This is a genomic window from Mycobacterium sp. NS-7484, assembly GCF_001953975.1.
GTDB lineage: Bacteria > Actinomycetota > Actinomycetes > Mycobacteriales > Mycobacteriaceae > Mycobacterium.
In genome coordinates this window covers 56,632-70,001 of the sequence record NZ_MBEJ01000127.1, presented here as the reverse complement: position 1 = coordinate 70,001, position 13,370 = coordinate 56,632, and the positions used below count along the sequence as shown (strand labels likewise).

The following is a 13,370-nucleotide window of genomic DNA, read 5'->3' as shown; positions in this document are numbered from 1 at the left end:
GCCTAGTCTTCGACAGATGACCGCCCGAATACTTCCGGTGTTCGCCGCCGCGATCGTCGCCGTTGGAACCGCGTTGCCCGGTGTTGCTGTGGCCGCGCCAGAAGATCAACCGTCGCTGGTCAGTTCTCCTGTTCTCGATTTGCGCACGCTCGGCGTCAACGGCGACATCGCGCTCTACGGCATACAGGGTTCGCAAACACTGACGATCCCGGTGCCACGGGGGCTGGCTCCGGCGGAGTTGACTGCCACGGTGCAGGTTCCGGTCAACACCCGTGGCGGCACTCTCGAGGTGACCCAGGATCAGCGGGTCCTGTCACGTACACCGTTGCCTGCCGAACAGGCGCCGATCGTCATACCGCTGGCCGGGGCGAGAGTGGTCGACAACGCGGTGACCGTGCAGTTGACCAGTTACCTGACGATGCCGGACGGCTACTGCACGTATGACCCGACCAACCCGCTGCGGCTGATCAACGGTGGCGTTCGCTTCACCGGCGTGGAGATGCCGCCGACGGCGATCGCGGATTTCCTGCCGCCCGTCCTGGACAAGCTCACGGTATTCGTTCCGCCGGATCCGTCGCAGTCCGAATCCGACGCGGCCATCCGGGTGGCCACGGCCGTGGTGGCGCGGTATGGGTTCCAGCATCCGGCCGTCGAGGTCGTCGCCGTCGGCGACGGCCCGGTCGCCCCGCCGCAGCCCCTGGAACGCCAGGTCATCGTGCGGGAGGGGTCGGAATCCGGGTTGAGTCTGCAGGGGCCCAATGCCGTTCCGGCCCTGCTGATCTCCGGACCGCCCGGAGAGGTGACCAACCAGGCGCGCCTGCTGTCCAGCGACATCTCGAAGCTTGCCGTGGAGTCAAAGGCCGTGGTGGGGCCGCTGTCCAACACGCCCGCGCTTGCCGGTGACCACACCACGATCCGTCAGCTGGGTCAGCCCGGGGTGAACTCCACCGCCTTGGTCAATCCCAGGGTGACAGTTCCGCTGGACCAGACGCGGCTGGGCAGAGCGGTCCACGATGTGCGGGTTCATCTGCAGGGCTCGTACACCCCGCTGCCCGCCAGTATCGCGGGCCAGGTGGTGGTGAGCATCGCCGGTCAGACCATCGACCGTTGGCCGGCCGAGGCCAGTGGCCGGATCGACCGGTGGATTGACGTGCCGAATTCGCGCCTGCAGCGTTACACCAACGTCGACATCGCGATCGAAGCCGCCGGCAACACCGGCCGGTGCGGTGAGTTCCAACCGATCACCCTGACGATCGACGGCGAGACGCCGGTGGAAAGCAAAGAGGCGAAACCTCCTGTTCCGCAAGGCTTCCAGTCGTTGCCCCAGGCGATGATGCCGCGGATCGAGGTCGGGATCGATTCCGGCCTGGTCAATCTGCGGCGCGCGATCCAGATCTTGACCGGCCTGCAGCGCCTGAGTTCGCGGCCCTTCGACGCCGAGGTGCGTGCGGTGTCCGAGGCCGTCGCCTCTCCCAACCCCGCGCTGCTGATCAGCGCCGACGGCTGGAACGACGATCGGATCACCCTGCCGGTCGCGATGAGCGCCGACGGTGTGATCACCGTCGAAAACGTCGACGGGTCCGGCAATTCGTCGACTGTGACGCTCGATCCGTCGGTGGGCTTCGGCTCACTGCAGACGGTGTACACCGGAGGGCGGACCGTGCTGGTCGCCACCTCGACCGGTGCATCCGGAGAACTGGACCGGCTGTTGGGCTGGTTGGACGCCGACACGGCGCGATGGTCTGACTTGTCCGGCAACGCCGCGATCGCGATGCCCGGACGCGACCCCTTCACGCTGTCCACAGCGGTAGCTCCGGTGGAAACGTCAGCCCCACACCAGAAGTCGCTTCGGCTGTGGGTCGGTGCCGGAGTGGTGGTGCTCGCGGCGCTCGGTGCCGGACTGGTCGCGTGGCGTGGGCGGTCCCGGGGCCAGTCGTGACGACGACCACGGCGCAGGGCGTCCGCGACGAGTGGTCCCGGCTGGCCGAGTGGTGGTTTTCGCTCAGCCACGGGGTCCGGCTCGGGGCCCGCTGGGCGCTGATCGTCGTGCTCACCGCCGTGGCGTTCTGGGACAGCCTGGTCAACCTGTGGCAGACCACGTTGGCCGGCGGCCTGATCGGCTATATGTGGTCGGTCCCGATTGCTGCCGCCCTGGCCGCTCTCGGAATTGTCTACCGCGGCCGGGCGGAATTGCCCATCCACGACCGGCAGACCGATGTGATCGTCGGAATCATCGGTCTCGGCCTGGCGCTCATGGTCCAGGGAGTGCTGCTCAAGAGATACTCGGATTTCTTCTATCTGCTGCGCCTTGACATCTTCGCGATGGGGGTGTTCATCCTCAGCAGTGCCCTGGTGTTGTTCGGGATACGGCCGGTGGCGCGGTTCGGTTGGGTGTGGCTGTTGTTCGGCTTGTCATCGGCGCTGCCGTATCAGGTGGTGGTGATCGTGTTGGGCGGTGGCAGGTTCGCCGCGGCCGCCGCGACGCTGGTGATCGCCGCGGCCGCGGCCGCGATCGCCATGGGCCGCCCGCGCAGGAGGGCGATATTCGGGGCAGGCGCCACCTTCGTGCTCGGCCTGGTGATCGTCGGCGTCATGGCCGTGGTGGCTCGCGAGGCGCCCGTGTTCGCCTATCAGATGATCCCCTCACTGCTGTCGCTCGTCATGGTCCTCGGGGCGGCGTACGGGTACAGCAGGCGCCGGCATGAGACGAAAGGATTGTTCGCCCGGCTCGTCGAACCTCTTGCCGCCCGCCAGATCTGGGCGGCGGTGCCGCTGGTGATCGCGGTCGGTGTCGCGCTGGCGCTGATGCCCCTGCCCGCCTTGACCACCACCACCAAGATCAGCCGCGCCGCACCGTTCGATCTGGTGCCGGGGCGGGCGCTGGTGGCGCCGCCGGGTTGGTCCATCACCGACGAGCACACCGCGGTCGGCGTGAGCCGCTACTACGGTGACGACGCGCGGCTCGTGCGTCAGCGGATGACCGCTGACATCGGTGATCCGCGGTTCGACAAACTCGCGGCACCGCGCACTCTCATGGTGGACAGCATCGTCAGTGAATTGCCGTTCTCCTTCGATGCGTATCCGGGCCAGGTGCTCTACGACACCACCGCAGCCCGGCTCAGCGCCCCTCGCCTGGTCGACCTCGGCCACGGGGTGACCGCGAAGCTGATATCGGCGGTCGACGACCGATTGTTGGTCACCTGGGATCTGCTGCGGTTCGCCTGGGGCGACAAAGAACGTGAACAGATCATCGACATCTTCGCGGTGGACAACCATCGGCCCGACGCGCCCTTCCCGGATCCGCAGCGTGGCCTGGCCGCGACCCTTCGCAATCTGTTGACCGTGCTGTTCCGCGGGAACGCGGTGCTCATCCAGAGCCGGCCGTCGTTCAAAGACGAAGAGCTGCTGCTGGAATTCGGCCGGGCGTTCGTCACCGCCCAGTTCGAGAACACCGGAGCCGCACGATGACCGGCGAGCAGACCTTCGATCCGGAAGCCGCGACCGAGCAACAGCGCGCGTATGCCCTGGACCGTGCGATCAACGGTCTGCGTGAGGACGAGCCGCTGCATTCGGCATCCCAACCGTTGATGGGCTGGCAGAAGCCGGTGCTGTGGGGGCTGCTGGCCGTCGTCGTGGCACTGGGCATCTGGCGACCGCTGGACACCACAGTCGTGCTGATCGGGTTGTGCACCCTGGCTTATCTGTTGACCCTCGGCGACCGGGTGTTGATCTTCAAGCGCGGGTTGGCGTCGCGTCCCATCGTCATCCCCGACGAGGTGGCCAGGGCCATCCCCGACGAAGAACTACCGCCGTACACCATCTTGGTGCCGGCATATAACGAGCCGGAAGTGGTGGCCGACCTCATCTCGGCCATGGATGCCCTGGACTATCCACGGGACCGACTGCAGGTGCTGCTGCTGCTCGAGGCGGACGACGACGTGACCATCGAGGCCGCGAAAGAGTGCGGCGAATCGGACGTCATCACGATCCTGCTGGTGCCGCCCGCCGATCCGCGGACCAAACCCAAGGCGTGCAACTACGGTCTGCACTTCGCCACCGGCGAGATCGTGACGATTTTCGATGCGGAGGATCTGCCCGAGCCGCTGCAGCTGCGGCGGGTGGTGGCGGCATTTCGCGACCTGCCCGACGAGGTGGCCTGCGTGCAGGCGAAATTGGTGTACCACAACGGCCACCAGAATCTGCTCACCGCCTGGTTCACCGCCGAGTACGCCCTGTGGTTCGGCTACCTGCTGCCGGGCATGATGGTCAGTTCGTCGCCGATACCCTTGGGCGGCACCTCGAATCATCTCCGCCGTGACATTCTTCGCAGAATCGGGGCGTGGGATCCGTTCAACGTCACCGAAGACGCCGATCTCGGTCTGCGGATCGCGTCCAACGGATATCGCACCGCGGTGATCGATTCCTACACCTTGGAAGAAGCCAACAGCGATCCGATCAACTGGGTGCGTCAGCGGTCGCGCTGGTACAAGGGCTACCTGCAGACCTGGCTGGTGCACATTCGTGAGCCACTGAAGTTGTACCGCACGTTGGGTTTACGAAGCTTCATCCGCTTCACCCTGGTGCTGGCGGGCACCCCGGTCATCGCGGTCCTCAATCTGCTGTTCTGGTTCATCACCGTGCTGTGGTTCCTCGGCCAGCCCGCGGTGGTGGCCTCGGTGTTCCCGGCACTCATCTACTTCCCGGCTTTGATCGCGATGATCATCGGCAACGTCACCGTCATGTATCTGAACATGCTGGCGTTGCGGGAGGACGACCGGTCCGATCTGCTGTTGGCCGCTCTGAGTGTGCCGTTGTTCTGGCTGATGATGAGTGTCGCCGCGGCCAAGGGCGTCTACCAGATGATTCGGCAGCCGTCGTACTGGGAGAAGACATTTCACGGATTGGCCGCGCGTCCTGAGGACGCCTCGGGGGAACCGGCCGCCGCATGACGAACACCGTCCTCGGCGGCTCGGACCGACGGCTGAAGCTCACCATCTTCTTCGCCACCCTGGTGCTCTACCTCGCCGTCGGGTACTGGCTGCAGATTCGCAACGGCTTCATCATGGGCGACACGTTGTCGCGCGTGGTCGCCACCCAGTCGGTGCTGTTCAGCCGGGATCCGCATCTGGCGGCCTTGGGGTTCATCTTCACCCCGGTGGCGGCGATGGTGCAGATCCCGGCGGTCGCGCTGAGCCCGCTCTGGCCCGACATGGCGGTCCGGGCCTTCGCCGGCACCATCATGTCGTCGGCGTTCATGGCGGGTGCGGTGGTGCAGATCTTGAGCATGGGCACCGATCGTGGTCTGCCACGCGGCTATTCGGTGACCATCACGCTGCTGTTCGCGCTGAACCCGATGATCGTGTTCTACGGCTCGAACGGGATGAGCGAGGCACCGTTCATCTTCTTCATGTCATGGGCGGTGCGCCGGATCATCATGTGGATGGTCGACGACGACGTGCATCACCTCGTCGCGGCCGGCGGCATCGCGATGGGTCTGGCCTACCTGACCCGTTATGACGCGCTGGCCTCGGTCGGCTCCGCGGGGCTGCTGGTCGGGGTGACGACGTATCTGCGCGCCAAACCGCCACCTCGGTTGCGGCGTGCCATCTTGGACATGCTGATCGTGAGCGGGCCGGGTGTGCTGGCCTTCCTCGGTTGGGCCGCAGCGGGTTGGTTGATCACGGGCGAGGCATTCGCCCAATTCACTTCGCAGTACGGCAATACCGCGATCATCGAGCAATCCGGCAAGAGTGCGCCGAATTTCGCCCACGGGCTGGAATTCTCCCTGATCTGCATCATGTTGTTGGCGCCGACGCTGGTTCCGCTGGCAGTGTGGGTGGCGATCCAGCGGTGGGGCCGGCCGAATTGGCAGGTACTTGTCGTGCCGCTGACCATGTTCGGTGCCGTGCTGGCATTCCAGGCATACAGCTACGCCTCGGGGTCGACGTTCCCGTTCCTGCGGTTCTTCATCACGGCGATCCCGATGACCGCCTGTCTGGCGATGCTCGCGGTACCCGACGGCGTGCTCGCCAAGCCCACCCGGCGCGGGAGATATGCACCGGCCGTGGTTCCCGATCCGTCGCCGCCACGATCTGCGACGCGGTATGTGGCGGTGGCCCTGACCGTGGCGGTCGGTATCCCGGTGACGGTGTTCGGTATGGCCCAACCGGATTACGCGCCACAGGAATACGGGCTCGGCGCGGTGCTCACACCGGACCCGTACAACGTCACCGACCGTAAGGCGATCGAGCACCAGATCGCCCGCACGTTCGGAACCGAACGAAAGATCGCGGCCTATCTGGAAAACCTGGACCTGCCGGACAGTTCGGTGATCACCGACACGGTCTACGGGTTCGGGGTGCTGGCCGCGTCGAGCCGGCCCCGGGTCTTCGTGATCCCCTCGGATCCCGATTTCACCGAGCTGCTGAATGACCCGACCGGCAACGGCATCAAGTATCTGCTGGCGGTGCCGGCGACCGGGCGCGGCACGGCCGACGCCCTCAACGTGCGGTATCCGACGCTCTACGACACCGGTGCCGAGGTTGCCACACTGGAGTTGGAGATTCCCAACGATGGTGACGGCCAGCCGGATTGGCGGTTGTACCGGGTGAACGAGCCGGTTCGGCGTTAGCCGGGCAGCGGGATTTTCTCGACGTTCGGGGTGCCGAGTTGCCCGGCCAGCCAGGGCAGTGCGTTGGCGAACCCGACACCGGCCGCGTCGAACGTGTGCGAGCCCGGATAACCGACCACCGAGCATTGCGCGTGGTGCGCGCTCAACAGCACACACAGCTTGTTGGCGTTGGCTGCGTGGTCCTCGGAGTACTGGTCCCAGTCGGCGATGGCGCCCGGATCATCCAGGGTTTCACCTGCGGCACGGTGGATCGTCGGGGTTTTCTCCGAAACCCCCAGCCAGGCAGACATGTTGTCGTAGCGTCCGTGCTTTTCGATGATCGTCCTGGGATCGAATGCCGCCCATGCCGCGGCATCGCCGCCGAAGAGCCGTGCGATCGTCTGGTCTTTCGTCCCGCTGTTGGGGCCGAGTTGACCGTCGAGGGCGACGAACGCGCTGAACAACTCGGGGTGTTTGACCGCCAGCATCAAGGCGCACGTGCCGCCGGACGACCAGCCGGTCAGGCCCCAGCGCGCCGGGTCGGGACTCACACCGAAGTGGGAGATCACGTACGGACGAACGTCCTCGGTGAGGTGATCGGCGGCGTTGCCGCGCGGTCCGTTGACGCATTCGGTGTCGTTGTTGAAGGCGCCGGTGGCATCCGGGAACACCACCACCGGGGCGTATCCGTGGTGGAACGCGGCGAACTGGTCGAGGGTTTTGAGGGCGCTGCCGGACTCCGGCCAGTCGGAGGGGTGGCTGAACTCCGCTCCGATCGCCATCACGGCAGGCAGTTGCGGTGGGGGATCGGAGCGGAACCAGGCCGGTGGCAGGTATACCAATTCGCGGCGGTGGCCGAAACCTGAGGCATCTCTAGGGATGTCCACCCACGTGATGGTTCCGCGGGTCGGCTGCTCGCCGCCCTGGCGCATCGCGGCCAACTCGGCCTCGTCGATCCATTGGGGCGGTTCCGATCCCGTCGCGCGCTGCCAGAGTGCCTGCACGGTGGGGAAATACCCGGTGGCGATGTTCAGGTGGGCGAACGCGCACAGCACCGCGAGCGCGATGGCCAGCACCGAGACGATGCGCCGTCTCCACGCGTTCTGCCGCCAGGCCAGAATCATCGTGGCTGTGGCGAATCCGATGATCACCACCCAGATCACGGTGCCCACCGAGGCGGCTCGCTCCGACCAGCCCTGGTATTTCACCACCGCCCGCACGATCACCGCGAACAGCACACCCGCCAGCAGCGCGGTGGTCGCCCATCGCAGCAGCGACGACCGCGGGGGTCTCCCGATCGCGAACACCAAGGCCGCGAGCGCGAGTACCTGGAGCGTGATCGGCAGCCAACCACTGGTCAGTGACATCGGTTCCTCCGCGGTCGTCGGTCATCGGTGGTGGCCGGCGAGGAATGCCGGGCAATCGTTTGCCGCCGGAATCGACTTCATGCGCTCGGTGAGCCAGCCCAACGCTGCGACGGGCTCGATCTGCTCACGTGTCTTGTCCGGCCAGAAAGCGATTTGGATACCGTCGCCCATCGTGCACGCGTCGGCCAGCGCGCGATCTGTCCACACCGCCGGGATCACGTCGTCTCGGCCGCCGTAGATGACGTACATCGGCGCCTGTGTGGGCCCCTGTGGAAGATTCGTTTTCTGGAGATATCCCTGCAAGGCCTGCATTGCCTCGGGGGTGGCCGGGCGCAGGTCGTCGGCACTGATCTGCTCGGCCAACGCTGTCCGCTGCGCCGGATCGGTGCAACTGAGCAGGGCGTCCCAGTGTTGTTGGGCGGCCCCCCGCCGATAGTCGTCGAGCTCGAAATCGTAGTAGTACTGGTCTTTCAACGCCGCGAGATAGCCGACATACGCGAGTTTCTGGCCGGTGGTCAAGGTGCCGGCCGCGGCAGCGTCGGCGAGGCCGTCGATGTCGGCCATGGGGGCCAAGGCCGCGGTGGCCACCAGGTTGAGGCCATGGCCGTAGTTGTCGACGAGTTCGTTTGCCGCCCAGGCGGCTTGGCCGCCCTCCTGGGCGCCCAGCGCCGCCCACGACGTGGATGTGGTGGGCACGACTGTCCGCGCCGCCCGGACGGCGTCGATCATGTTGTATGCGGCGGTGGTCGAGTCGAGGTAGGGGTGAAAGTCGTAGTCGTCGGGTGTACTCGGCTTTCCCAGGCCCTGGTAGTCGGGCACGGTGACCACATAGCCGGCATTCAGCAGGGCCACCACCGTGGCGGCCTCGCCGCGCAGGTCCGGCGACAACGACGGCGCGCAGTCCGCTGCGGTGCCCGCGGTGCGATGACCGAGGGCGACGATCGGAAAGCCATCTTTCGGCGGATCGGCCTTGGGCACGAACACCGTCCCCGTCACGTGCGACACCGCGTCGTTGACCCCGTTGCGCGACGCGTACGTCATCACCTTGGCTTCGGAACTGGCGTCCCGCAGTGCCGGAACCAGGTTGTCCAACGGTGATTGGGACAGGACGTGGCCCGCGTCGTCCGCGTCCTGTGCCGGGGCCGGTTCTGACGATCCGCCGCACGCCGACAGCACGGTGAGAGCGACGGTGAGCAGAACGATGACTCGAACCATCGAACCTCCCCTGGACAGTGATCCATGGCTGGTTGTTGAGACTGTCATCCTCTCATCGTCACCGCGGCAGGAGGGGACATAAATAGCATTGGGCACCATGGCTGTGATCGATGTGATGGCGCACGGTGCCGTCGGCGACGGAGCAACCGATGACCACGCCGCCGTGATGAGCGCGGTCCGGCAGGCCGACGCTGCCGGCGGCGGCACCGTCTTCTTCCCCGCGGGCGAATATGCATTGTCGGACACCATCGGAAACGGTTCCGACGGATTCGCTCATGTGTGTCTGCTCGGTGCCGGTGAACACGCGGCTCGGCTGCGGGTGACGACGAATGTCGCACCGATCAGCGGCCGGTGGACCGAATGTCGTATCGAAAATCTCGTCATCGACGCAAACTCTGCGGGTGCGCCGGGATTCGACGTCGACCTTGACAAGAGTTACCTCAGGCACTGCTGGGTCCTGGGCTGGACCGGATACGGCATGCGGTTGAACCACGCGGTCGAAGGCCTGTTGAACTGGATCGACGACAATTTCGTCGAACAGTGCTCCGGCTACGGCATCCACACCACGTATCGCTTCTACGACTCGTGGATCGTCAACAACAACATCGGCTCGACGGGCCCCAACCTGTCGATCGAGGCCGGGCCGGTGCGCATCATCGCCAACCACCTCGACGGAGCTCCGCAGCACAACATCGAGCTGCGCGGCAACAAACAGCTCACGATCATCGGCAACATCTGTGAGGGCGCCCGCCGCGAGGCAATCGTGTTCACCATGCCGTCGTGGATGACATCCGATCACGAACAAGTGGCGATCGTCGGCAACAACATCACCAATGGCGGTAAGGGTGCGTCGAACACGTATCCGGCCATCGGCATTTACTCGGTCGACGCCGAGCATCGGACCAAAGGCTTCAGCATCACCGGAAACTTCATCGCCAACACCGACGATGGCGCCGGATGGAGTTACGCCGTCGACGCGCAGTACGTCGATGACCTCGCGATCTCCGGAAATCAATGGGACAACAACGGATACAGTGTGGCGCCGGTCCGGGCCGAGGGACGCAACGTGGGTGTCGCCGGAAATACGTCGGGAAACCGGGCCGGGCCGCAGCGTTCGGTCGTCACACTGTCCGGTCCGGCGACGGTCGGCAACGCGCCCGGCGTGGATTACGTCTATCTGCTCGATACCGGTGCCTCAACGGTCGTATTTCCCACTGCGCGCAACAACCTTTCGCGATACACGGTCAAGAACAACTCCGGTGCCGATGTGAGAATGCACGCTCAGGCCGGCCAGCTCATCGACGGCGAGCCGGAATTCTTGCTGGTAGACCGCGCATCCGTGGATGTGATTTCCGACGACGTGAGTTGGTGGACCGTTTGAGGTCTTCTGCTGCCGGAATTCTCGGTGTGGAAATGCCGGCGGTGACGTTATCCGATCTTCGCGCCGCCGTTACGGTGTTTTGCCCGCAGATCACCGCGGCCGGCGGCATAATTTGCGCACATGGATCCGAATGCGAAGTCGTATCAAGCCGAAAAGCTGCACGAATCGCGTGCGCAGTTCCCGCGGCGCCGGGTGTTGGGCGGGCTGGCCGTGGCGGGTGTCGCCACCACACTGATCGCCGCCTGCAACGACGAGACCAACGGTGGATCATCGTCCGGCGGTGACGGAGTCAAGACCGACAGCGGTGTCAAAGGCGCGACCGAGGCCACCAAGGCGGCCAACCGAAAAGTCGCCGACTCGCTGCCGTTCAACGACAAATCGGATTTCGAGGACGCCAAACGGGGGTTGATCGAGCGCCCCGAAACCCTGACCATCAAGAACGCCAACGGCGATGTGGTCTGGGACCTCGAGGAATACAAGAAGTACATCTCCGAGGACAAGCCGGCGCCGGATACCGTGAACCCGAGTCTTTGGCGTAATGCCCAACTGAACATGCAATACGGCTTGTTCGAGGTGGTACCCGACCGTATCTACCAAGTCCGTGGGTATGACTTGTCGAACCTGACCCTGGTCAAGGGTGACACCGGTTGGACCCTCGTCGACACGATGGTCTCGGCCGAGACGGCCAAGGCCGCCTTGGATCTGGCGAACGAGAAGCTCGGGGCGCGTCCGGTCGTGGCGGTCATCCATAGTCACTCCCATGTCGACCATTACGGAGGCGTGCGCGGTGTCGTCGATCAGGCGGACGTCGACTCGGGCAAGGTGAAAATCATCGCCCCGGCCAACTTCGTCGAAGACGTCGTCAGCGAGAACGTGATCGCCGGTAACGCGATGAGCCGCCGTTCGATCTACATGTTCGGGGCTCTGCTGCCACGCAACGCGCAAGGTGGCGTGAATGCCGGTCTGGGGCAGACCAACTCGACGGGTACCGCGGGCATGATCATACCCACCGACATCATCACCCAGACCGGACAGAAGATGACCATCGACGGGGTGGACATGGAGTTCCAGTTCACCCCGGGCACCGAGGCGCCCACGGAGATGAACACATTCTTCCCGCAGTTCAAAGCGATGTGGATGGCCGAGAACACCACCAACACCATGCACAACCTGTTGACGTTGCGTGGTGCACAGGTGCGAGATGCACGGATCTGGGCCAAGTTCATCGACGAGACGATCCGCCGCTACGGCCCGAATACCGAGGTGAAATTCCAGAGCCATCACTGGCCGATGTGGGGCCACGACAAGATCATCGACTACTGGAAAAAGCAGCGTGACATGTACAAGTACATTCACGACCAGTCCGTGCGGATGCTGAACAACGGTCTCATCGGGTCGGAGATCGCCGAAGAGATCCAGATGCCGCCGGAGCTCAACAACTTCTGGCCCGACCGCGGCTATTACGGCACGCTCAAACACAATTCACGCGCGGTCTATCAGCGCTACATGGGTTGGTATGACGGCAACCCGGCCGACCTCGACGACCTGCCACCGGAGCCGGCCGGCAAGAAGTACGTCGAGTACATGGGCGGTGAGGACGCCATTCTGCAGAAGGCCAAGAAGGACTTCGACGAAGGCAACTACCGCTGGACGGCGATGGTGCTCAAGCACGTGGTGTTCGCCAATCCGAACAACACCGATGCCAAGAACCTGCTGGCCGACAGCTTCGAGCAGATGGGTTATCAGGCCGAATCCGGGCCGTGGCGGTCGGTGTACCTGCAGGGTGCCTATGAGTTGCGCAACGGGGTGCCGAATGCCGGTGGCACAGATACCGCCAGTCCGGACACCATCAATGCCATGCCGCCGGAGATGATGTTCGACTATCTGGCCGTGCGGCTCAACGGACAGAAGGCCGCAGGCAAGAACATCACGATGAACGTGGACTTCACCGACCTCAAGAAGCAGTACGGCCTGCGGGTCGAAAACGGGGTGCTCAACTACACGACGGCGCCGATCCCGAATGCCAACGCGAATCTCAAACTGACCAAGGACACGATGAACCAGATTCAGCTGGGCAAGCTGAAACTTAACGACGGCATCGACCAGAACAAGGTCACTCTCGACGGCAACCGCCAGGCGGTGGACGACTTCGTGGGCATGTTGGACACATTCCCGTTCTGGTTCAACATCGTCACTCCGTAAAGGCCATACGTTCGCCGGCCGATAGTGTCGAGCTGTGGCTGACGAACAGGTGGCGGTGTACGACGCCGAGGGCAACACCATCGGAACCGCGTCCCGTTCCCGGGTTTACGCAGAAGGGCTGTGGCACGCCAGTTCCGGGGTGTTGTTGCGGTCCATTGATGGCTCCCGCCTCTATGTGCATCGCCGAACGCTGACCAAAGCGGTGTTCGCCGGAATGCACGACTGCCTGGCCGGCGGCGTCGTCGACCCGGGGGAGACACCCCTACAGACCGCGACTCGTGAGCTTGCCGAGGAACTCGGCGTCACCGGAGTGACGCTGGCGCCGCTGGCATCTGCGCCGTGGGACGGGCAATGGGCCGGCAAGCCCATGCGTTGTCACCTGTTCGCATTCGAGGCCCGTTGGGACGGGCCCATCCGTCACCAGCCCGAGGAGGTCGCCGACGGGTGGTGGTGGACCGACGACGAACTTGCACGGCACCTGGCCGATCCGGAGTGGTCTTTCGTTCCTGACACCCGGATTTTGGTGCCGCGGCTCCTTACGTCAACACCCTTGAGGTAGTACTGCCGATGCGTCTTACTGAGTTGGTCCCCAGCC

General features: G+C 64.7%; 9 protein-coding genes. 7 read left to right on the top strand and 2 right to left on the bottom strand.

The features are described 5' to 3' along the window. Positions 1 to 16: 16 nt before the first annotated feature. The 4 genes from A5733_RS23115 to A5733_RS23100 are packed head-to-tail and all read left to right on the top strand — an operon-like array spanning position 17 to position 6,631. On the top strand, positions 17 to 1,939 hold the full coding sequence (locus A5733_RS23115; protein ID WP_076241803.1) for a hypothetical protein: 1,923 nt from the start codon (positions 17 to 19) through the stop codon (positions 1,937 to 1,939). Beyond that, positions 1,936 to 3,468, top strand: a complete 1,533-nt coding sequence (locus tag A5733_RS23110; RefSeq protein ID WP_142254175.1) for a hypothetical protein — start codon at positions 1,936 to 1,938, stop codon at positions 3,466 to 3,468. The genes A5733_RS23115 and A5733_RS23110 overlap by 4 nt, the downstream gene beginning before the upstream one ends. Beyond that, complete coding sequence (locus tag A5733_RS23105; protein WP_076241802.1) at positions 3,465 to 4,949, top strand: glycosyltransferase; 1,485 nt, start codon at positions 3,465 to 3,467, stop codon at positions 4,947 to 4,949. The genes A5733_RS23110 and A5733_RS23105 overlap by 4 nt, the downstream gene beginning before the upstream one ends. Next, positions 4,946 to 6,631 carry a glycosyltransferase family 39 protein gene (locus tag A5733_RS23100; protein WP_076241801.1) on the top strand — a complete coding sequence of 562 codons (1,686 nt, stop codon included), beginning with the start codon at positions 4,946 to 4,948 and terminating at the stop codon, positions 6,629 to 6,631. Before A5733_RS23105 ends, A5733_RS23100 begins: the two co-directional genes overlap by 4 nt. Here A5733_RS23100 and A5733_RS23095 read toward each other — a convergent pair. Next, positions 6,628 to 7,977 carry an alpha/beta hydrolase family protein gene (locus tag A5733_RS23095; RefSeq protein ID WP_076241800.1) on the bottom strand — a complete coding sequence of 450 codons (1,350 nt, stop codon included), beginning with the start codon at positions 7,975 to 7,977 and terminating at the stop codon, positions 6,628 to 6,630. The two genes, A5733_RS23100 and A5733_RS23095, sit on opposite strands and share 4 nt — an antisense overlap. A gap of 21 nt (positions 7,978 to 7,998) precedes the next feature. Next, positions 7,999 to 9,192, bottom strand: coding sequence for a lipase family protein (locus A5733_RS23090; RefSeq protein ID WP_076241799.1), 1,194 nt, complete (start codon positions 9,190 to 9,192; stop codon positions 7,999 to 8,001). Between the two features lie 97 nt (positions 9,193 to 9,289). On the opposite strand from A5733_RS23090, the gene A5733_RS23085 reads away from it, so the two are divergent. The 3 genes from A5733_RS23085 to A5733_RS23075 all read left to right on the top strand — a co-directional run bounded on the left by A5733_RS23085 (position 9,290) and on the right by A5733_RS23075 (position 13,334). Then, positions 9,290 to 10,573 carry a glycosyl hydrolase family 28-related protein gene (locus tag A5733_RS23085; RefSeq protein WP_083666397.1) on the top strand — a complete coding sequence of 428 codons (1,284 nt, stop codon included), beginning with the start codon at positions 9,290 to 9,292 and terminating at the stop codon, positions 10,571 to 10,573. 120 nt (positions 10,574 to 10,693) lie between these two features. After that, positions 10,694 to 12,775 carry an alkyl/aryl-sulfatase gene (locus A5733_RS23080; protein WP_233152761.1) on the top strand — a complete coding sequence of 694 codons (2,082 nt, stop codon included), beginning with the start codon at positions 10,694 to 10,696 and terminating at the stop codon, positions 12,773 to 12,775. A gap of 34 nt (positions 12,776 to 12,809) precedes the next feature. Next, positions 12,810 to 13,334, top strand: a complete 525-nt coding sequence (locus A5733_RS23075; protein WP_076241797.1) for an NUDIX domain-containing protein — start codon at positions 12,810 to 12,812, stop codon at positions 13,332 to 13,334. Positions 13,335 to 13,370: the final 36 nt, after the last annotated feature.

What these genes read in the sequence shown, in the direction of transcription:
- A5733_RS23085 (WP_083666397.1), top strand. Translation starts at nt 9,290, where the DNA reads ATGGCTGTGATCGATGTGATGGCGCACGGTGCCGTCGGCGACGGAGCA.
- A5733_RS23115 (WP_076241803.1), top strand. Translation starts at nt 17, where the DNA reads ATGACCGCCCGAATACTTCCGGTGTTCGCCGCCGCGATCGTCGCCGTT.
- A5733_RS23100 (WP_076241801.1), top strand. Translation starts at nt 4,946, where the DNA reads ATGACGAACACCGTCCTCGGCGGCTCGGACCGACGGCTGAAGCTCACC.
- A5733_RS23080 (WP_233152761.1), top strand. Translation starts at nt 10,694, where the DNA reads ATGGATCCGAATGCGAAGTCGTATCAAGCCGAAAAGCTGCACGAATCG.
- A5733_RS23105 (WP_076241802.1), top strand. Translation starts at nt 3,465, where the DNA reads ATGACCGGCGAGCAGACCTTCGATCCGGAAGCCGCGACCGAGCAACAG.
- A5733_RS23095 (WP_076241800.1), bottom strand. Translation starts at nt 7,977, where the DNA reads ATGTCACTGACCAGTGGTTGGCTGCCGATCACGCTCCAGGTACTCGCG.
- A5733_RS23090 (WP_076241799.1), bottom strand. Translation starts at nt 9,192, where the DNA reads ATGGTTCGAGTCATCGTTCTGCTCACCGTCGCTCTCACCGTGCTGTCG.